Genomic DNA, 19,595 nt, shown 5'->3' with positions numbered 1-19,595 from the left:
TTTGGGGCAAAAGGTTACGCAGATGCCGCAGCCTTTGCAGCGTTTTGTTTCGATTTTTAAGCTCATACTTTCACCTCCTAAAAAATTTTCATCATTACAAACATCATTAGTAATTTTCATGGCCCACTATGAGCTTCTATTACTATTTTGAAGGCTATTGCGGAAAAGTTCCACAAAATTCAGCCTAAATGTAATAATCAGTTACTGAACTGCACGATAACATACTGAGTGACACATAACGACAACTCATTCTAGGTCCATTCGGCACAGGAACAAAAAATCCTTGCACCATGATCTTCCATCATGATACAAGGATTTTTTCGAACATCAATAGAACTGATTAACAAACACCTGAATCTACCTGTTTGCCTTGATGAATAAATAAAATTTGATCCCCCATATTCTGAGCCTCAGCAAAATCATGGGTAACTAGGACAAACGGAATATCCCACATTTTCTGCAAATGTTTCAGTTCTGACTGTAACTCAGCACGTGTGGTTTGATCTAATGCAGATAGCGGTTCATCTAACAATAAAATCTTAGGTTCTGCCATCAAAGCACGTGCCAGTGCTATTCGCTGCTTTTCTCCACCCGATAATTGCCCAATGGAACGCTTTTCAAGCTGTTCAATTTTTAATAATTTCATAAGCCTCTGATACATAGTGTTAGCTTGTTCCCCCCCCTGCTTGACTCCATACCAAATATTTTTCTTCACGTTCATATGGGGAAACAGAGCATATTCTTGAAACATATAACCGACGTTTCGCTCGCGTGGTGGAACAAAGGTCGCATTCTTGGAATCATAGAAAATCTGATTATCCAAACAAATTTTTCCTCCATCCGGTTTGGCAAGACCGGCAATACAACGCAGCGTCGTTGTTTTGCCACAACCTGATGGCCCAAATAGCACCAGAATTTCCCGACTAATTGAAAATTCAATGTGCAATAGAAACTCAGGCAACTGTTTTTGGATGGAAATTTGAAACATCAATATCCCCCCCGAAAGGGCCAGGTCTTAAACCTAGCTTGTGCCCAAATATTCATTCCAAAGATTAATAAAAAGGTCAATACGCTAATGATCATGACATAAATTCCGGCAGTGGTTAAATCATTAGATTCAGCGGCAAAATAGATTGCTAAGGGAATAGTTTGCGTTTTGCCAGGAATATTCCCGGCAACCATAATGGTCGCACCAAATTCTCCAAGAGCCCGTGAAAAAGATAAAACCATCCCCGCTACAAGACCTGTCCAAGCCAAAGGCATCGTAACCGTCCAGAATACTTTCCATTCATTGGCCCCGAGCGTGCGGGCTGCATCTTCCAAACTGGTGTCAACACTTTGAAAAGCAGCCTTCATACTGTGATACATTAACGGAAAAGCTACAACCGTGCCCGCCAGAACCGCCGCATAAGGCGTAAAAATTATTTTGGTATGAAAATGTTCTGACAATAAGTAACCAATCGGTCCATTTTTACCGACCAACAAAAGCAATAGAAAACCTGTAACAACAGGCGGTAAAACAAGGGGCAGGGCAAAAATAGCTTCTAATGCATTTTTGCCCCAAAAGTTGCCTTTTCGCATCATAGCGGCAAATAGAACACCGAAAATAGTAACAAAGATTAACGACAGACCTGCAACTTGCACAGATAAAATAATGGGTTGCCACTGAATCATAGAAATCACCCTATATCCCTCCATGCCTCACCAAAATTCCCCCTCTTAACATCAACCTATCAGAACAATTGGCTATTTATCATTCTTACTCATAACAAAGCCATACTTTTCAAATATAGCTGCGCTTTCAGGATTTGTAAGATAAGTCAAAAAATCTTCAGCCGTTTTTGCTTGTTTTGTTGCTGATAAAATCGCCATAGGATATAAAATCGGTTGATGCGTTCCTTCAGGAGCCGTTGCAACAATTTTTACTTTATCACTTGATGCTGCATCTGTTTTATAAACAATACCTGCTTCAACATTGCCTGTTTCTACATAAGCTAAAACTGTTCGAACATCTTTCGCCAAAACAGCTTTGGCTTGTACGTCATTCCAAATACCCAGCTTTTTCAGCACTTCTTGGGCATATTGGCCAGCAGGAACGACAGAGGGTTCACCCATACTCCATTTTTGCACACTTGCCTGCGTAAGATCTTCGTATTTACTAAGAGCCAATGTGGAATTTTGCGGAACAATCAAAACTAATTTATTTTCCACTAAATTCTTGCGTGTAGCCTTATTGATAAGATTTTTTGCCTCAAGCTCATTCATTTGCTTAGGCGCCGCCGAAATAAAAATATCGGCTGGTGCGCCTTGTTCAATCTGCTGCTGCAAAGAACCTGATGCTCCAAGGTTATACACAATCTTGACATTCGGATGCTTTGCTTGATAGTTTGCTTGAATCTCAGCTAATGCATCCTTCATACTCACAGCTGCTGATATGTTGAGTTCAATCGGTTCTGTCTGAGACACATTTTGCTGCGTCCCACCACCACAGCCTGTGATAAATAAAGCAACAAATAATAAACTGCTTACTAAACAAACTAACCTGTTTTTCATCATCTGCCTCCTCATATGAAACTCATTTTGGTAAAGAACTAAACTCTTACAGGGAAAAAATTTATGATAAATTGTTACTAACAACCCCAACAAAATATAAATAAATAAAAAATTTCATTATCTTCACCAATCAGCTTAAAATACCTTCAATTTTTATAACTAGAACGAACATAAACAAACAAAACCTATATACCATGTATTATAGGTTTTGTTATAATATAATTGCAAGAATTTTTTTATCCAAATGCATCATATTTTTTACTCACTACTTGCAAATACAAAGATCGGAGTGCATAAAATGACTGAAATTATTTCTTATACACCAGATGAAGTTGCCAAGATTTTAAAAATATCACGATTTACTGTGTACGAAATGATTAAACGTGGCGATTTACGGGCCTATCACATTGGTCGCAAAGTACGTATTGAAGCCCCTGATTTAGAAATCTACATCAACAATTCAAAAACTTCTTTACCTTCACTACCAGCGCAACCTGCTCCAACTGATCCATTCCCTATCTCAACTGATCATGATCTGATATTATGCGGTCAAGATATCATTCTAGATATCTTGACAAGACATTTAAAAAAAGTCATGCCTAACGTCCGATTTTTGCGTAATTACATCGGCAGTATTGACGGGTTGCTTGCTCTCTATCGTGGTACGGCCAATGCCGTAACAACCCACTTATGGGATAGTGATACAAATACGTATAACACGCCTTATGTTCGACGTTTATTACCTGGCCATCAGACCCTTATTGTCAATCTAGCTTATCGAATTGAAGGCTTTTATGTCGCCAAAGGCAACCCCAAAAATATTCTAACTTGGCAGGATCTTACCAAACAAGATGTGCGTTTTGTCAATCGCGAGCGCGGCTCAGGTGCCAGAGTGTTACTTGATGAAAAATTGCACAGTTTAAATATTGATCACAAAGCCCTGCAAGGTTATGAATGCGAAGAAATGAGTCATTTAGCCATCGCCAGCTATGTAGCCCGCGGCGAAGCCGATGTCGGTTTGGGAACGGAAAAGGCTGCCATGCAAGTAGCCAATATTGATTTTATTCCTTTGCAAAAAGAACGCTATGATCTTGTTATTCATAAGGAAGACGCAGATCTTCCACTATTCAAAGCCCTTTTTGCCATTCTTCAATCAAACAATTTTCAAGCAGAAGTAGCAGGCATGGGCGGCTATGATCTCTCCCATACTGGCAGAATTATGGCCGAAGCATAAAAAAAACGGTTTATTTCTTCGCGCGACTGAAAATAACACGGAGTCCCAACAAAAAAAGCATGGTGCTTGTAAATAAAAATACTGGCTTAATACCGATCCAAGAACTCATAAATCCTCCCACAAGAGGCCCCACCATGGAGCCCAACTGATTCGCTGTTGTCATAAGACCGAAAATACGGCCTTGAAAATTCGTTTCAATCCCTGTAACAGCAATCGTGTTAATAGCCGGAAACACACCGACAATAAATAAGCCAAATAAAAATTGCAACACACTAAACTGATAAATATTGCATGCAAAAAACTGTCCGAAATTAAAACAACCTGCACCGAAAAAGGCAGCAGCCAATATTTTCATAAATCCACGTGTCTGCCCAACTTTCCCCCATGTAGGAGCCGCAATGGCACCAGCAATTCCCGCCAAGCTATAGACAATTCCTGCCGTCAATGCAACGCCTTCCATGCTTCCCTGTAGTTCGGCAACATAAAGAGCAATAAGCGGCTGCAACGTCATGGTGACCATTTGAACGGTAAACAATAGCAATAACATATTGCGTAGTTTACGATTTTGAAAAGCCATTTTTACATCTTCTAGGATGCCACCATCTTTTGACACCTGAGCACTAGGCGGTTCTGTTACAAAATACCCCACTGCCAGGGTAGCTAAAAAGATAATACCCGCCGCAATAACAAAGGATAAACGCATACCAAAAAGGTGAGACAACGTCCCACCCAAAAGAGGACCTAAAATTCCACCACTTACTAAGGCTGTTTGCATAAATCCCATGCTGAAACCCATTTTATCTTTAGGTGTTGACGAAGTAACAATGGCCATTGACGCAGGTACAAAACCATTTGCAAAACCTTGTAGAACCCTGACAATGAGTAACTCCAAAGGACTCCGAACAAAGGCACCCAAAAAATAGACGATGGCCAAACTAAAACCCGCTCGCATAACCATTCGACGCTTGCCTGTCCGATCGGCATAACGTCCCCAGTAAGGCGCCATCACACCTGCCACAAGAAAAGTTGCTGAAAAGATGATGCCTGACCACATATTTACACTAGCAGGACTCACACCGATATCAAGTAAATATAATGGTAAAAATGGAATAACCATAGTATAACTAGAACCGGATAATAGCACGGCAATAGATAAGGTCCAAAGATTTTTCTGCCAATTCAACATAGAACTCCCCCAAAAGCAACTAAAATTTCATGATTAATCATACCATAGGACAATAAAAAAGCCTACACTCCATACTCGCTTAGATACAATCAATCGTCAGGAGATGGACGTATGAATAGCCTTACTCAACTAAAACCCAAACGTCTCTGCCCCGGTGATACAATTGGCGTAATTACTCCCGCCAGTCCAGGTAACTTAGAATCCGCTAAACAGGGAATTCTTTGGCTCGAAAATCAAGGATTCCATGTGAAATTAGGCAAATCAGTCAATCAAGCCGACGGTTATCTGGCCGGAACGGATGCTGAACGGGCGGCTGATATCCATGACATGTTTGCAGCACCTGATGTAGATGGAATTATTTGTATGAGAGGCGGTTATGGTACCATGCGGCTCTTGGAACAGCTGGATTATTCGCTCATTCAGTGCCACCCAAAAGTATTTGTCGGCTACAGTGATATTACCGCCCTCCATACAAGTATTGGTCAACGTACAGGGCTTGTCACATTTCACGGGCCCATGGTATCGTCTGACATTGGAAATGACTTAACTGATTATACAGGAAATGCTTTGCTCCGTGCCATTACTTCTGCGAAACCACTCGGACTCATTGACAATCCGCCACTTTTCCAAGCACCAGAATTTATCGTACCTGGAATAGCGGAAGGCTGTCTAACGGGAGGAAACTTAAGCCTGATCACCTCCACACTTGGAACGCCTTACGAAATCAATACACAGGGTAAAATTTTTTGTCTGGAAGACGTGGGCGAAGAACCTTATCGTATGGACCGTATGTTAACGCAGTTATTACTGGCCGGAAAACTGCAAGAAGCGGCAGGTATCGTAGTGGGCGTCTGCGCTGATTGTGATCCTAAACCCGATGCCAAACCGCCTAATATTCAGCTGGAAGAAGTGCTGCAAGAACGGTTAGGGAACTTAAAAAAACCCGTCCTCTATCAGTTACATTTTGGGCATACGGAAAATCAGGTGACACTCCCCTTTGGTGTCACAGCCATATTAGACACAAATGGCTTGGTTATTACGGAAACAGCCACAAGCTGCTAACGGTCCAATAAGTTAAAAAACCCCCGTAGTACGCAACTCCTGCCAAAAGCAATCGCGCACTACGGGGGGTAAACCTACTGAAATCTTTAAAGATCCATTGCTGCCTGTGCCAACTTTTGAGCAATGCTAGTCATTTCTTCAATACTCGCATTGACTTCCTGTGTTGTCGCCGCAGTCTCTTCCACTACAGCTAAGGTAGACTCCGAAGCAGTTGCTGTCTCATGAATTGATTTTTGAATTTGCTCCGTAAGTACTCTAATTTGGGCCACTGTTTTTTTGGATGAATCGGATAACTTACGAATTTCTTCAGCAACGACACTAAAGCCCCGACCCATTTCACCAGCTCGCGCCGCCTCAATGGCCGCATTGAGCCCTAACATATTTGTTTGTTCAGCTATTTCCTTAATAAAAGTCATAACATCATTAATTTTTTTCACTAACTCTTCCACTTGTCGAATTTCATGATGCAATTGTTGCTGATTGCCACTCACATCATTCGTTGCCGACGTAATTTGCTGTACAGACTCCGATACTCCTGTCAGACCTTCATCAAGAGAAATGACAATCTGTTGGAGATCATAAGCTAATTTTCTTGGCAAAGCGAGTCCAAAACAACCAACAGCTTCACCACTTTCGTCATCAATCAAGGGAGAAGCAACGGCACGAACAGGAAATCCATAAACAGACTCATCCACTTCTTGTAAAATAGATTTTTTTTGTTTCACAGCCTCATCAGCTGTGCTCCCCGTCCTAACCTGCGCACCCACTTGCAAATTAGGCATATCAAACTTAGATGATGCTTGCCTTTTTACAAATTTTTCTTTATCTGCTACATATAAAAATCCACCTTCAGGCAATAAGTCTGCCAATACAGGTGCAAATGAATCAAAAGCATTCACAATTTTATGCTGACGGGGAACTGTCAAAACCCAGGCACCGACAATTTCTGTATCGCTCTCATTCCAGATAGGTCCCGCGACAGCGAACAGACGAACGCCGTAAACATTGCGCGCAATACGCACAGAAACGACTTTTCCGGCTGCTATGGTCTGAGCTGCAGGTCCACTTTGACTAAATGGGGCACCTACTTCCATCCCCTGAATAGTGAACTTATTCTCCAGCTTAAAAATTACTTGGTTCAAATCGGTAATAAAAAAAGAGGCTCCATCTTCATAGGATAAAATAGCAATATTTAAAAAAGACTTTAAAAACTTTAACTCATCCTGATGTACAGACAGATTCGTTAACTCCATTTTTATATCACTCCTTTTATCGTGATTATCCTATTCGATAATTAATTATCTATTTATTCTGCTATTATAATTCGCTGTCATCCCAAAAAATTCCTTGTTTACCAGACAAACAATTACATTTCTTCCAGCTTTTTTACTATTCATACAATATTCGTCTTTGAACTGCTCGATATTTGCAAAAAAAAAAACACCTATGCTACTATAAGGAACATAGGTTATTGGTGAATGAATCAGTTTCTAGCGTAGTATTATCCGAGCTAGAAGGTCTTGCCATGTCAGGAAAAAAAGAATTTAATTGTTTAGCCCAAGTCCGGGTAAATAAAAGATTTCCCCTCATACACCGTTCGAATGACCCGGACAAGCATTCCTGATTCAATATCTTTTAATAGATAGCCGGAAGCGCCGGCTTCGATCAATTCCAACACATCATTTTCATCACTATTAATTGTTAAAATAATCACTTTGCTTCGTGAGTGTGACAGCATTAATAGCTTCGTCACTTCAAGACCATTGAATTTTGGCATATTCATATCAAGCAAAACAATGTCTGGTTTTTTTCCCTGAACTATTATCATCGTCTCTTCTCCGTCAGCTGCTTCACCGACAACACGCATATCAGGTTCTAATTCCAGGACACTTTTGATACTCTGCCTTAGCAGCACATGATCATCAGCAATAACAATGTTAATAGACATAATTGTACCCCTCTTTACTAAAAATATTTCAAGAATGCTTTACGATCGGATTTCACCTAATCCCTCTATCCTTTCTTGGGACTAATCATAGATATAAGTTTAGAATTAAACCTAATACGCCTTAAATGCGGCAGTCTAAACCAATACCAACACCATTTTTCGTACCATTATGCCTTACATTGCGATAATTGAAATTAAGAGATACAGAATCTGATATTTTACTAGTAGCTCCCAACTGGAATTCTTGAAGATTTGATCCAGCAATCAGAGATGTATAAGCGTCCAATCCTTCAGCCAAAGGAACTGTAATACCCACACCTCCATAGGTTGTGGCCCCAGTCTTTAAGTCTCTGCTGCCAATGATTAGTTGCGGAACGCCACTCGAATTGCTTGGATTATCTGAACTTAATCCATTAGAAAGAGCTATTCGTCCATAAAAATCAATATCACTATTGATAGATTGAATTCCTATCGTTACATTATTTGAAACCTTATTTTCAAGATAGTAACAATTGGTGGTATTTCCACCTACGATACCGATAGACATCTGTCCTTGATCCAGGGTATTGATGGGAGCTGCAAAACCATTGCTGCCATTCATAAAAAGAAATACGATCAAACTTAATATTATTTTTTTCATTTAGAAAAGCCTCCTCTGTCTGTGCGTTATTTCACAAATCAATAAAGTTTACCATCCGCTGTATGGGGTAGGCTTATCTGTTTGTTCGTAACATTTTTTTTCCTTTTCTACTATGAGCGATTTCATGTAAAATTGAACTAAATGTTCATCCCCTGATATTGTCAAGACTATTTCAGCTCTCGCAGTTCTCCAAACCAATCGATTAAAACATGGATTAGTTTCTATCAAGGTTGGATTTCCCAGTCTCTTTTTAATAAATTCAGCTAATTCATCAAATTTATCATAGCCTTGACTATAAGCACTAACAGCTTCAAATTTATTTTGCCAAAAGAAATAGAAAATATCGAACGAACTAACTCCACCAATGACATTATCATGATTAAATCGTTTATATGCGAATTCGTCCTTCCCTAATTCCTTGCCTCGTAATGGTACAGATACGTCCTGCATACTATTCTTTTCTGAAAAATCATTCAAGGTTTGTCCCCAAACTAAGCCCTGAAATCCATTTGCTAATGATGATTTAGCATGTACAATCGTAATTAAATTGAACATCAGCAGAATGCAAAACAAGAAAGAAAGCTGGATACGTTTCAAATTTATCTCCTCTTTAAGTAAAATCAACTATTCATAAATAAACTAAAAATTGTAGACAAGTCCACCGTAAGGCCCCTTTACAGTAATATCATCAGAGGTCAATCCTTTATAGTTTGCGTTGCGGTAGTCCAAGTTAAGTTCAATATTTTGAGCGAAAGTATATCCAATACCCATTTCATAGCTATCCACATAGGTACCAGTACTTACAGTAGCATAGGCGTGAGTGTTTGGCATAATAGGTACAGTACATACAAGACCTGCAACTATACCATTTTTCGCGATATCACCAATTATTTGAGTCTTAGATTCTCCTATAAAAGCTGAGATATTGCCAAATTTATTCACTTGATTAGTAAGTAGATTGATTTGCTGTGCTCTGATTTCGCGGATGCCGTTGGGAGTTTTTGGTTTGAAATCATTATAAATGTATTGCCCGGCAAATCCAAATCCCATACCTGCTGTAACATTATAACTGGGATTCAGATTTGCCGTCGAACTCCAATTATTAGAAGTTAGACTCGGAGTTCCAAAGTTTACGTTGATTGATACTTTTCCTAAAGAATAGTCAGTCAATGGACTAGCCAAGCAAATAGTAGATGCCATAATAAGTAAGATAATTATTAATCCAGCTATTTTATTCATCACGAAATCATCCTTTCTTTATATTTTTGCTATTTCTTTATAAATTTCTTTAGGTTTTTGCACTTACGCGCTTAATTATTTTTTATAGATTTGCGCTTAGATTGACAAAATTCGGCTTGGCATACATTACTGTCAGCTTGCAGACAATAGCCAAAGCCTCGCACTGTTTTAATATAACGTGCACCCAACTTTTTGCGAAGATTGTAAATATAGAAAGTAGTGATCAGGTTTAAAATTATTTTTTTCATTTAGAAAAGCCTCCTCTGCTTGCGGGTTTGTTGCACTTACGTCCTTAACTATTTTTTCATGGATTTGCGCTTAGGTTGACAAAATTCGGCTTGGCATACATTACTGTCAGCTTTCAGACAATAGCCAAAGCCTCGCACCGTTTTAATATAGCGCGCACCCAATTTTTTGCGAAGATAGTAAATATAGAGATTAACATTATCTATTGCAATATCCGAATAATAACCCCAGACTCTTTCCAAAATACGCTCTTTGCTCAACACGATACCATAATTACGCATTAACAATTCTAGGAGTGATGACTCTTTGACAGTCAGTGTAATATGTTCCGTACCCTTTGTTACCCGACCTGATAGGGGCTCTAATATCCAACCAGCTGCTTCCACTTTTTCATTTAACAGATTTTGATTTTTCCGACGAGTTAAAACACGAAGACGAGCAAGCAACTCATCTACAGAAAAAGGTTTAACAATATAATCATCCGCCCCCGCGTCTAGAGCTTTGACACGATCTTCGGGGGCATCTCTTGCCGTTAAAAAAACGACAGGCGTGTCCAAATTGGAACTACGGAATTCCCGCAAGAGCGACATGCCATCCCGTTTGGGAAGCATATAGTCTACAATTAAAATATCATAGTCACCTTTGAGCGCCATGTCTAAGCCTTTATCCCCATTCACCGCTTGATCAACTTTATAACCTTTTTCCCTCAAAATATGGGATACCGCTTCTAACAAACACTCTTCGTCTTCTACTAAAAGAATTTTCATGTTCACACCTCTCCATTACTATAAAAACGTGCTAAAGATCTATACACACCCTACCGGTCAGATCAACTATATAGATGTATAAATGCTATTATAAAAGTGAGCCAAAAAGATTGTTGTTGCTCACGAAAACCGGAGCAGCTTAATTTCCAATCCTTTGCAATAGATATGTAAATATCTATTGTAGGAACGGACTTGGCATTTCTCGCAATACTGTCCGGAAATATTTCGAGAGTAATACCATGCCGAGCCAACATTACGAATATCATCGAGTTGCACTTGTCATTAATAAACTTTATCCAAAACAGCATACCAGTATGCTGTTGTACTTTTGCAAGATGAACTCAGCTATCTGAGTTCATCTTGCAAAAGTCGGAATTATTATTTAAGATAATTTCTGATCGTTCGGAAAGATCAAGCACAATTATATTTACCAATTTAAAACAAATAGTATTTTACCCATTAGCTTGTTTTAAATTGGTCTTTGATTCATGGGCTACGCTACAAATACCGCCATGATTATTGTGTAAAAATGTCATGAAACATTCCAGCTCTTCACACAAAATAGGTTGTTGCTCTAATAGTTCTATGGCATGAGAAAGTTCCAGTCCAGAAAAGTACAAAATTTTATAAGCTTTCTTTAAAATTCGGCGATTTTTTTCAATAATACCTGCGCGTTTCATACCAATATTATTAAGGCCAAAAGCTTTTACCGGATTACCACTAACCATAAGAAAAGGGGGTATATTTTCAACGACTTTAGAAATACCGCCTACCATAACGCCCCTTCCGATTTTTACATAGCTATGAATAGTTGTTATCCCGCCGATTGTTGCACGATCCTCAATGGTCACGTACTCTGCAAGATTTACAGCATTCGACATGATCACAGAGTTTCCAATAATACAATTGTGAGAAACATGACTATAGGCTGATAATAGACAATTCGAGCCAATCTGTGTTTCTTGTCCACTTCCAATAGATCTAGTAATCGTAACATATTCACGAATTTGTGTATTATTACCTATTCTGACAGAACCTTGCTGATCCTTAAAATTTGGATTTGACGATTCAGAACCAATGGATACATGTGAATGAATAACGCAGTTTTTTCCTATCGTTGTCTGACCATCGATAACCGCGTATGCCCCAATTTTAGTACCATTTCCGATAATAACGTTTTTCCCAATGATAGTGCCATGACCAATTTCAACATTTTCCCCAAGCATAGCACCAGGGCAAAGTATCGCTGTTTTGTTTACTTTAGGAAAAGCCAATGCCATTTCCATATATATTAACACGCACCTCATCTTATAAATTTCATTATAACTGTTGACGCTGAAGAAGTTTTAGTGATTGGCCCCATAAGCTTAAAGCATTTAATTGTGTTTTAGTCAGTAAGGGAGTTAAATTTGCAAATATATTGATATTGTTTAATTTCTTTCTTCTGACTTCCCATGAGAGTGATTTATCTGAAACAATAGACCAAACTTGTTTTTGTGAGAGCATTAAAGATTGAATAACTAATAACTCTTGTTTCTCAGAAAAGTCTAAATTGAGTAACCCTGCCGTTGATATGTTTTGTAATTGCCGTTGCTTTTTTAACTGGCTGTCAAATATGTTTTGTTGTTCTACAGACAGTACTTGCATGATATCGTCATTTACGCGTGATCGTCTGTCATTAAGAAGACTTTCATACTCCATAATGTCAAACATATTGGTGATTACGGATTTTTTTTGAATATTTTTTACATCATGACCTGCTTCTCCAATGATTTCGTCAATTTGTTTTCTCTGCTCCGGCGTAACATCTAAACTGATCCACAATGTTTCTTCATAAATTGAACAAGTATCGACATTCGTTGAGCAAGTTCCAATATTCATATCAAATAAAATGCAACAAAAACAAATAATACATATCATTGTCTTTTCTTTGCTTAACATAACATAAACATTGTCTCCCTCCCTATTTATTGTAGTTTATTGTAATTTGTTGAAGAATTTTGTAAAAGAATGCACTAAATAATTAAGGCATATTATATAATATGATGATTTGAAACCCATTTAAATTTAATTTGATTAATTGATTTATTAATTTATTGATTTATTTACATAATTTTGATATTTTTTCTTGCAATACGATATGAATAGAATTTTTAAGTTTAATGATATGCCGCAACAAAAAGAAGACCCGCCTCTTGAAGAAACAGGTCCACCAGAGTAAAATTTTTCTGTTAAAGCCTTGCCTTCTGGCGCTATTATCTTTCAGTCATCCAGGTCACAAGGAAAGAAAGTGACATTTAAAGTGTGGTTTTCTTCAGAAAATTACTAGTTTATTTTACCAATACGGAATTTATGGGTTCTACTTTTTGTAAATACATGTTTTGCACAGATGCAATGATTTTGTAAGGTATAGTATAATCTCTAAAGCGCTCCCCTTCAGATGTAATATAAAAAAATTTTACGGAAACATCTTTTTTCGTGTCTAGTAAAGCTTGGATTAGAGAACCAGGAAGAAGCCAGGTAAATTGAGCGATACCGTCGCTAGTAAAAGTACCAGAAGATGCCGATGTTATTTCCCAACTCTTCCCGTTTACATTGAATTTTATCATGGGGCGAATGGATATGACATCATACTGAGACGTATCATATTGTAACGTAAAATTTTCTAACGCGATGGTACTACCTTTCTCATAGACCGAGCTAAATATTGTGATTAATTGGTAATGGTTGCTGAAATTAAAGATACTTGATGACTCAGTGTCGATAACAAAATAGGTTCTTGTGCCCTTATAGTCTTCACTACTTTCAATGGTAGCTGCGAATGCTACTGAAGCGAAGAAAAATAAAAATCCGATTATTAAAATACATTTCCTTTTCATAGAATCATCCCTTTTAAATTTATAAACGTTCACGTTAACTTTATTCTGGTATTTTTTTGATAGCAAACATCCCCTTTAGGAGAAATGGGGGCCACTAATTTACTTGATATTCATGAGGAAAAAAGGAGTCGCCTGTGTTGATACACAGACGACTTCAAGAACAAAACAAAAATTCAACTACCAAAAGTATAACTCAGTAAAGCAGTCGTGCGCGTTGACTTCGCTATTTAGCAACATCTATATGTGTACCAAGTGTTTTACTTTTAAATGCCTTAGAATTCAATGGGTTATTCTTCTGATTCGTACTTAGTTGCTTTTGCGTATTATAGGCGATATTTGGATCTAATGCAGGCCAAATTACATGGAAGTGCTTTAACGGTGTATTCGTAGGATCATAAATATCTGGAATGACTGACTTGGCTGTTCTGACAGGGCCATTGTCTGCAGCTTCTCCACCTATTCCTCCAGTATCTCCATCGTTCACTGCGTTTTGAAATTCACCCGCAATATCTAGGTTGTGAATAAATTTTTCTCCATTGCCATTTGTTACATAATCAGTAATAAATGCATGTGTGTTAGCGTAGTTAGAGACATGGCTTAAAGCCTGATCAAGGTTTTCCGTCGGATTATTTTTTAAATTCGTTAATAAATCTTTAATGCCGCCACTATGACCTGCCGCCTCAATCTGCTTATGTAGGTAACGCACTGCCATAGTGGCGGCTGAGTAATGCAAAGAATCACTGACCCAAGTATTATTGGTTCCATCACCTAATGCATTTTGAATGGCTGCCGCACCTTCTATTCCACCACCCTTACGGGATAAATCCGTTGCTACTCTTTCATCAGCTCCGTGAATAAATTCTGCAGTTCCTTCTGCGAACCAAGTAGGCAGAGATTCAAAATTCATCGTTCGCCCCATAATCGCATGAACCATTTCGTGGGTTATAACGCGATCGTCGTAATTTGGAGCTTCTCCGCCGTTAGGCAACGTGGAAGGAAGGGCAGTTGGCACAACAACATGTAAAGATTCATTGTACGCTTTTCCATCAGAACCGAATTCAAAGTTGGTAGAAGCAAGATAGGCCTCCGGATTATTCTCCAAAACGACACTTAAATCTGATCCATCTCCTGTTAGTCCATAGCGTTGAGAAATTACATCTTCCGCTTCTTCTAACCAATCATCTTTTAAGCAGTTAATAATATTCTGATCATCCTGAGCCAATGACAATGCAAAAGATGGATTGCTATTCACAGTTTCCCTTTGCGGCGAAGATCTACCCTCTTGAATGGCGGTTGATTGTTGTGTGGAAATTTGATGCTGCTTTATTATGTTTTCAGGTATCTCGAGTGTAACAGCATCAACAGAATTCAATTTTTCTTTTAAATCAAAATCTTGTCCAGTATTTGAATCTTGTTTATTTTGATTTAATAAAGAATCTGAAGATCCATCTTTGTTTCTAATTGATGTTTCCATCCGCGTACTTGTTTTGGAAAATTTTTGAATTAACACAGCCATAGAATCAGACCCCTTTCACTTATATAATTCTTATAACGAAACAATACATTTGAATTGCATTCGAAATACATTTAAATGTAATTTAAACTACATTTAAATTACATTTTTTTTAGAAAGGCTTGATTAGATTGTGTTATAAAATAAGCATTTTAGAAAAGAGGCTAGAACTCTCTTCTAAAACGCATGTCACTTGTTGAATCATACGCATTAAAAGTACTGCTCTTTTTTACGAATCCATGCATCAGCCCCTGAGCAAGCGGCAAATATCAGCTAACTCCAGAAAAAATTCCACCTAAAAAATATTTCGAACCGTCAGCTTTTTGTGACAAAATACGCCAAGCCCCCGCTTCCATTCTCATAGAGCGGGGGCTTGCGCCATTCCTTAAAGTGATTTTTAGTCTGTCCAGTGGATGTGGTAATTCAAACATTTAGAATTCTTATGTGATATTTCCGGAAAAAATTTGGGCATGATAGTAAGTACAATAATAATACTGCTTAGAATTATAGTGAACGTAGGATAGTTATGATATAGTGCGAAAGTAATAAACATACCAATAAAGATTAATATCCACTTTACGCTGCCAAGAAACTTATAAATCATGGAGAAAATGATTCCTACTATAACTAAACCGAAAAAGATGCCTGTTGCATAGTCGAGTAATTCTATGATGCTCATCTCCCTAATTCGTATTTAATAATTACATCGAATTAAGTTATTTGTAATGCATTTGTAAAGCATTTGAAATATCATTAACTCCAACTTTCGCAGTAAGAAATAAACAAGCCTTGATATAACTGGGCAAGGCAGCCAACATTGGCCTTATCATATAATGAAAGAAACAGACCTCTCAGACTGCAAGAGACTGTTTTAGGTGTGAAAGTTGAGTTCATAAGTAGTTAATATATACTGGATTAGTGTAAAATCTCATGCTAATTACAATTAGATTCATGCTGCTGATTGAAAATATAAAGCTAGCCTAAGTTTGCTCTGAATTAGTATAGGATCCATTAATAGAAAAAAAAGATTAGAGTCTATAGGTAACGAAAGTCCAGCAATGCAATAGCGAAAAGAAAACATAATATAATCAATGGTTTGCACCTCCTGAATTAATACCATTTTATACTAAGTTTGTGACAAAATTATGTCAAAAGGTAATAATAGACGTCACATTTTTGTTATAAATATAAGTTAAAATGGAAAGAAATTGATTCATTTTCTTTTATTCAAGGTGCTGCCGCATTAGCGATATAATTCTTTTACATAAAATAGGCTATCCTTCTCTCTAAAAAAGAAGGATAGCCTATTTTTATCGATGTAACACAAATTGCTTTTTACATTATGGCTTAACTGTTTCCTTAAACATCTGTTTTCCGTCTTTCATTTCAATAATCACGACGTTTTTAACAGCATCATGTGTATCATTAAGCGTCGTGGGCCCTGTCACAGCTGGATAATCTTTCGTAGCAGCAAGTGCTTCGCGAATTTTACTAGGTTCTGTGCTATTCGCCCGCTGAATGGCATCAATCAGAACATTAGCAGCATCATAGCCAAGCACAGCCAAAGCATCTGGTGCCTGTCCATATTCTTTCTTATAAGCTTCAACAAAATCCTGCGAAGCAGTACTCGTGTCATCTACAGAATAGTGATTCGTAAAATAAGTATTATTCAAAGCCGCAGCCGTTCCAACTTCAACGAGTTTCGGTGAATCCCAGCCATCACCACCAATAATAGGTACAGTAATACCAAGCTCACGAGCCTGCTTTACAATCTTACCGACTTCTTCATAATAACCAGGGACATAAATCACTTCTGGATTTAAGGCTTTTACCTTCGTTAAAATGGTCTTAAAGTCCTGATCTTTCTGTAAATAAGCTTCTTCACCTAATACAGTGCCGCCGCCCTTCGCAAAAGCCTCTTTAAAGAAGCTAGCCAAACCTTTACTGTAATCACTACTGTTGTCAACTAACATCACAGCTTGTTTCAATTTCAACGTATTCAATACAAAATTAGCACCGACTGTTCCCTGGAAGGGGTCAATAAAACAAACACGGAAGGTATAATCTCTTACTTTATTCGTTTTTTCATCAAGCGTTACTTTGGGATTTGTAGCACCCACAGCAATAAAAGGAACTTTCGTTGCTTCAGCTACACTGGCAGCTGCAATGGCATCAGAACTAGAAAATACGCCTGTCACTGCCACAACCTTATCCTGACTGACTAATTTCGTCATGGCATTGGCCGATTCAGAAGGCTCGCTTTTATTATCAGCAACAACTCCCTGAATTTGTTTACCAAGCACACCGCCTTTGGCATTGGCCTCTTTAATGGCCATTTTCGCCCCATTGGCAGCGGATGTACCCATAGTAGCATTGCCACCTGTCATTTCATTCAAAATCCCGATTTTAACATCCTTTGATGATGAACCTCCGCACCCCGCCAATATTCCAGTCATAAATAAAGCAACGAGTCCGACTGCTACAACTTTAAAGCCTCGATTACGCATAAAATTTTTCTCTCCTTTTCTTTTCCTTAAAGCTCACTGTCTACACCTGTACTCTGCAACCCGAATTTTCATGCGCATCAAAACAAAAGAGTCAAATCATAAGATGATTTGACTCTGGACAAACAACAATAAATACCCTTAGGCATTTCATTGCTACACTTCCAAAGATAGCGAGTATTCTTTGGATTGGTTTTGTCTCTGTCCTTTTGCCTGAGAGCTTTGTCAGCAATCTACGATTACTGTATTTCACCTTCGGCGTCCTAAATCAGGATCTCTCCAGAGTCTCGTCCATTTACGGTTCTACTTCACAATCAAAGTACCTGAGAGTTTTACTCCTTCGGTGGGCCCTAAGCCACTCTTCCGCAAATATCATCCGAAAACACATATGTAGTTGTAAAAAGTACATATAAAACAGATTTTATTATAGAACAATTTCATCAATTATTCAACAGAAATAGCTAAAGTTTTTATTATTCTTTTCCTAAAGCTAAAATACTCCTTGCGAGTACTTCTACTCCCTTTGTAAGGATAGATTCATCAAAATCGAAAGAACCATTATGATGTCCAGCAGCTAAATCAGATCCAAGCAAAGCATAAACAGACTGCCCGCCCTGTTGCTGCACGCGATTCATAAAAAAAGTAAAATCATCACTGCCACCCATATTTGCTTGAGTGACAACCTGGCTAAACAATCCCGATGATTCAGCCACTGACTTTAATACAGTGGCCAGTTCCTCGTTGCCATGACCGCCTAAGGCGGCACCCATCTTGGTTATTTGTGCCTCCACGCCATACATGGCAGCAGAACTTTGAATAATACGAGTAGCCTCTTGCTGCATATATTCGTTAAGTGCTGAATTTTCACCCCGTGTTTCTAGTTTTAACAGAGCATCTTGCGGAATAACATTGCGCCCAGTCCCAGCCTGTAAAATGCCGACATTTACCCGTGTCATCCCTGCACCATGCCGCGAAATACCATGTAAATGAAGAGAAGCTGTTGCAGCTGCAAGCAAGGCATTGCGTCCTTCCTGCGGCGCAAAACCAGCATGAGCGGGCTTACCATGAAAACAGGCATCAAGCTTCGTCGTAGCTAAAAATCCCCCTGCACTACACACAAACTGCCCGGTCTGATTTGCAGCCGTACCAAGATGCAAACCAATAGCGTAGTCCACATCGTCAACAATACCAGATTCCACCATGGCCCGAGCTCCGCGAACGCCTTCCTCGGCTGGCTGGAACACAAGTTTCACCGTACCAGAAAGTTCATGACGCAGCAACATAAGCAGCTTAGCCAGCCCCAGGCCAATCGTCGTATGCCCATCATGACCGCAAGCATGCATGGCTCCATCATGTACCGATCGAAACCCCTCGCGGCAAGGCCGATGAGTTATGGCTTCATCCTCAACAACATCGTTGGCATCCATATCAAAGCGTAAAGCAACCGTTGGACCGGTTTTTCCCGTGTTTAAAATACCCACGACACCCGTTTTCCCACCTGCCATTTGATCCAGATAAAAGGCACTGGCTCCCTGTTCTTCAGCTTGCTTTCTACACTTTAACAACACAGAAGCATCAGGAACCCCCATCATGGCCTCTTCCTTTATAACGGCATCACCTAACTTCACCTCATAACCTAGGGCAGTCAATCTTTCCGCAACAATCGAGGCCGTACGAAATTCTGTCCAGCCCGGCTCTGGATATTTATGAAAATCACGGCGAAGTTTAATCAGTTCTTCTGCCATATCCGTTACATTTTGATGAATATCTTGTGTCAAAATCATTCAGCTCCTCATGGATATCTCCCATTCTTCTTTACTTATT

Annotated in this window: 20 protein-coding genes and 2 riboswitches; of the genes, 2 read left to right on the top strand and 18 right to left on the bottom strand. The window is 38.8% G+C overall.

The genetic code is table 11. The features are described 5' to 3' along the window. The 4 genes from Ga0466249_RS27830 to modA form a co-directional block, all read right to left on the bottom strand. Positions 1 to 66: 4Fe-4S binding protein (locus tag Ga0466249_RS27830; protein WP_376769308.1), on the bottom strand; the 66-nt coding region annotated here is incomplete at its 3' end. Between the two features lie 274 nt (positions 67 to 340). After that, entirely contained in the window at positions 341 to 988 is a 648-nt protein-coding gene (locus tag Ga0466249_RS18095; protein WP_215830876.1) for an ATP-binding cassette domain-containing protein, read from the bottom strand. Beyond that, positions 988 to 1,674: a molybdate ABC transporter permease subunit gene (modB, locus tag Ga0466249_RS18090; protein ID WP_215830889.1), complete on the bottom strand. Its 687-nt coding sequence runs from the start codon at positions 1,672 to 1,674 to the stop codon at positions 988 to 990. Before modB ends, Ga0466249_RS18095 begins: the two co-directional genes overlap by 1 nt. Before the next feature lie 72 nt (positions 1,675 to 1,746). Further along, complete coding sequence (gene modA / locus Ga0466249_RS18085) at positions 1,747 to 2,556, bottom strand: molybdate ABC transporter substrate-binding protein (RefSeq protein ID WP_215830875.1); 810 nt, start codon at positions 2,554 to 2,556, stop codon at positions 1,747 to 1,749. A 295-nt stretch (positions 2,557 to 2,851) separates the two neighbouring features. On the opposite strand from modA, the gene Ga0466249_RS18080 reads away from it, so the two are divergent. Further along, complete coding sequence (locus Ga0466249_RS18080; protein ID WP_215830874.1) at positions 2,852 to 3,787, top strand: helix-turn-helix transcriptional regulator; 936 nt, start codon at positions 2,852 to 2,854, stop codon at positions 3,785 to 3,787. 10 nt (positions 3,788 to 3,797) lie between these two features. Here the strand turns inward: Ga0466249_RS18080 and Ga0466249_RS18075 are convergent, their stop codons facing one another. Continuing rightward, positions 3,798 to 4,973: an MFS transporter gene (locus Ga0466249_RS18075; RefSeq protein WP_246588844.1), complete on the bottom strand. Its 1,176-nt coding sequence runs from the start codon at positions 4,971 to 4,973 to the stop codon at positions 3,798 to 3,800. Between the two features lie 111 nt (positions 4,974 to 5,084). On the opposite strand from Ga0466249_RS18075, the gene Ga0466249_RS18070 reads away from it, so the two are divergent. Continuing rightward, positions 5,085 to 6,035: a S66 peptidase family protein gene (locus Ga0466249_RS18070; RefSeq protein WP_215830873.1), complete on the top strand. Its 951-nt coding sequence runs from the start codon at positions 5,085 to 5,087 to the stop codon at positions 6,033 to 6,035. Between the two features lie 86 nt (positions 6,036 to 6,121). Here the strand turns inward: Ga0466249_RS18070 and Ga0466249_RS27270 are convergent, their stop codons facing one another. The 13 genes from Ga0466249_RS27270 to Ga0466249_RS18005 form a co-directional block, all read right to left on the bottom strand. Then, the gene (locus Ga0466249_RS27270) at positions 6,122 to 7,288 is read right to left on the bottom strand and encodes a methyl-accepting chemotaxis protein (RefSeq protein WP_281422668.1); all 1,167 of its coding nucleotides are present in this window, start codon (positions 7,286 to 7,288) and stop codon (positions 6,122 to 6,124) included. Positions 7,289 to 7,587: 299 nt separating this feature from the next. After that, complete coding sequence (locus Ga0466249_RS18060) at positions 7,588 to 7,983, bottom strand: response regulator (RefSeq protein WP_215830872.1); 396 nt, start codon at positions 7,981 to 7,983, stop codon at positions 7,588 to 7,590. 121 nt (positions 7,984 to 8,104) lie between these two features. Then, positions 8,105 to 8,623: a hypothetical protein gene (locus Ga0466249_RS18055; protein WP_215830871.1), complete on the bottom strand. Its 519-nt coding sequence runs from the start codon at positions 8,621 to 8,623 to the stop codon at positions 8,105 to 8,107. 48 nt (positions 8,624 to 8,671) lie between these two features. After that, positions 8,672 to 9,220, bottom strand: coding sequence for a hypothetical protein (locus tag Ga0466249_RS18050; protein WP_215830870.1), 549 nt, complete (start codon positions 9,218 to 9,220; stop codon positions 8,672 to 8,674). Between the two features lie 42 nt (positions 9,221 to 9,262). Continuing rightward, positions 9,263 to 9,862: an outer membrane beta-barrel protein gene (locus Ga0466249_RS18045; protein ID WP_215830869.1), complete on the bottom strand. Its 600-nt coding sequence runs from the start codon at positions 9,860 to 9,862 to the stop codon at positions 9,263 to 9,265. A 71-nt stretch (positions 9,863 to 9,933) separates the two neighbouring features. Continuing rightward, the gene (locus tag Ga0466249_RS18040; protein ID WP_215830868.1) at positions 9,934 to 10,110 is read right to left on the bottom strand and encodes a winged helix-turn-helix domain-containing protein; all 177 of its coding nucleotides are present in this window, start codon (positions 10,108 to 10,110) and stop codon (positions 9,934 to 9,936) included. Positions 10,111 to 10,158: 48 nt separating this feature from the next. Further along, positions 10,159 to 10,875 (bottom strand): response regulator transcription factor, encoded by a 717-nt coding sequence (locus Ga0466249_RS18035; RefSeq protein WP_215830867.1) that lies wholly within the window; start codon positions 10,873 to 10,875, stop codon positions 10,159 to 10,161. Positions 10,876 to 11,327: 452 nt separating this feature from the next. Further along, positions 11,328 to 12,161 carry an acyl-ACP--UDP-N-acetylglucosamine O-acyltransferase gene (gene lpxA, locus Ga0466249_RS18030; RefSeq protein ID WP_215830866.1) on the bottom strand — a complete coding sequence of 278 codons (834 nt, stop codon included), beginning with the start codon at positions 12,159 to 12,161 and terminating at the stop codon, positions 11,328 to 11,330. Positions 12,162 to 12,195: 34 nt separating this feature from the next. Next, the gene (locus Ga0466249_RS18025; protein WP_215830865.1) at positions 12,196 to 12,816 is read right to left on the bottom strand and encodes a hypothetical protein; all 621 of its coding nucleotides are present in this window, start codon (positions 12,814 to 12,816) and stop codon (positions 12,196 to 12,198) included. A gap of 389 nt (positions 12,817 to 13,205) precedes the next feature. Continuing rightward, on the bottom strand, positions 13,206 to 13,754 hold the full coding sequence (locus tag Ga0466249_RS18020) for a hypothetical protein (RefSeq protein WP_215830864.1): 549 nt from the start codon (positions 13,752 to 13,754) through the stop codon (positions 13,206 to 13,208). A 223-nt stretch (positions 13,755 to 13,977) separates the two neighbouring features. Beyond that, entirely contained in the window at positions 13,978 to 15,270 is a 1,293-nt protein-coding gene (locus Ga0466249_RS18015; RefSeq protein WP_215830863.1) for a flagellinolysin, read from the bottom strand. A 1,337-nt stretch (positions 15,271 to 16,607) separates the two neighbouring features. After that, positions 16,608 to 17,774, bottom strand: coding sequence for an ABC transporter substrate-binding protein (locus Ga0466249_RS18010; protein ID WP_215830862.1), 1,167 nt, complete (start codon positions 17,772 to 17,774; stop codon positions 16,608 to 16,610). 188 nt (positions 17,775 to 17,962) lie between these two features. Further along, positions 17,963 to 18,064, bottom strand: a riboswitch (glycine riboswitch). 8 nt (positions 18,065 to 18,072) lie between these two features. Continuing rightward, positions 18,073 to 18,147: riboswitch (glycine riboswitch) on the bottom strand. Between the two features lie 97 nt (positions 18,148 to 18,244). Beyond that, positions 18,245 to 19,555, bottom strand: coding sequence for an amidohydrolase (locus tag Ga0466249_RS18005; protein ID WP_215830861.1), 1,311 nt, complete (start codon positions 19,553 to 19,555; stop codon positions 18,245 to 18,247). Between the last annotated feature and the right edge of the window lie 40 nt (positions 19,556 to 19,595).

It is taken from the genome of Pelorhabdus rhamnosifermentans (assembly GCF_018835585.1).
Lineage (GTDB): Bacteria > Bacillota > Negativicutes > UMGS1260 > UMGS1260 > Pelorhabdus > Pelorhabdus rhamnosifermentans.
Note: the sequence above shows the minus strand (reverse complement) of the source record. Positions and strands in the feature narration are given on the sequence as shown.

Bases quoted from the DNA above. Each gene is read 5' to 3' on its own strand.
- Ga0466249_RS18020 (WP_215830864.1), bottom strand. From the start codon at position 13,754: ATGAAAAGGAAATGTATTTTAATAATCGGATTTTTATTTTTCTTCGCT.
- Ga0466249_RS18075 (WP_246588844.1), bottom strand. From the start codon at position 4,973: ATGTTGAATTGGCAGAAAAATCTTTGGACCTTATCTATTGCCGTGCTA.
- lpxA (WP_215830866.1), bottom strand. From the start codon at position 12,161: ATGGAAATGGCATTGGCTTTTCCTAAAGTAAACAAAACAGCGATACTT.
- Ga0466249_RS27270 (WP_281422668.1), bottom strand. From the start codon at position 7,288: ATGGAGTTAACGAATCTGTCTGTACATCAGGATGAGTTAAAGTTTTTA.
- Ga0466249_RS18060 (WP_215830872.1), bottom strand. From the start codon at position 7,983: ATGTCTATTAACATTGTTATTGCTGATGATCATGTGCTGCTAAGGCAG.
- Ga0466249_RS18005 (WP_215830861.1), bottom strand. From the start codon at position 19,555: ATGATTTTGACACAAGATATTCATCAAAATGTAACGGATATGGCAGAA.
- Ga0466249_RS18025 (WP_215830865.1), bottom strand. From the start codon at position 12,816: ATGTTAAGCAAAGAAAAGACAATGATATGTATTATTTGTTTTTGTTGC.
- modA (WP_215830875.1), bottom strand. From the start codon at position 2,556: ATGATGAAAAACAGGTTAGTTTGTTTAGTAAGCAGTTTATTATTTGTT.
- Ga0466249_RS18015 (WP_215830863.1), bottom strand. From the start codon at position 15,270: ATGGCTGTGTTAATTCAAAAATTTTCCAAAACAAGTACGCGGATGGAA.
- Ga0466249_RS18095 (WP_215830876.1), bottom strand. From the start codon at position 988: ATGTTTCAAATTTCCATCCAAAAACAGTTGCCTGAGTTTCTATTGCAC.
- Ga0466249_RS18010 (WP_215830862.1), bottom strand. From the start codon at position 17,774: ATGCGTAATCGAGGCTTTAAAGTTGTAGCAGTCGGACTCGTTGCTTTA.
- Ga0466249_RS18080 (WP_215830874.1), top strand. From the start codon at position 2,852: ATGACTGAAATTATTTCTTATACACCAGATGAAGTTGCCAAGATTTTA.
- Ga0466249_RS18035 (WP_215830867.1), bottom strand. From the start codon at position 10,875: ATGAAAATTCTTTTAGTAGAAGACGAAGAGTGTTTGTTAGAAGCGGTA.
- modB (WP_215830889.1), bottom strand. From the start codon at position 1,674: ATGATTCAGTGGCAACCCATTATTTTATCTGTGCAAGTTGCAGGTCTG.
- Ga0466249_RS18045 (WP_215830869.1), bottom strand. From the start codon at position 9,862: ATGAATAAAATAGCTGGATTAATAATTATCTTACTTATTATGGCATCT.
- Ga0466249_RS18040 (WP_215830868.1), bottom strand. From the start codon at position 10,110: ATGAAAAAAATAATTTTAAACCTGATCACTACTTTCTATATTTACAAT.
- Ga0466249_RS18070 (WP_215830873.1), top strand. From the start codon at position 5,085: ATGAATAGCCTTACTCAACTAAAACCCAAACGTCTCTGCCCCGGTGAT.
- Ga0466249_RS18055 (WP_215830871.1), bottom strand. From the start codon at position 8,623: ATGAAAAAAATAATATTAAGTTTGATCGTATTTCTTTTTATGAATGGC.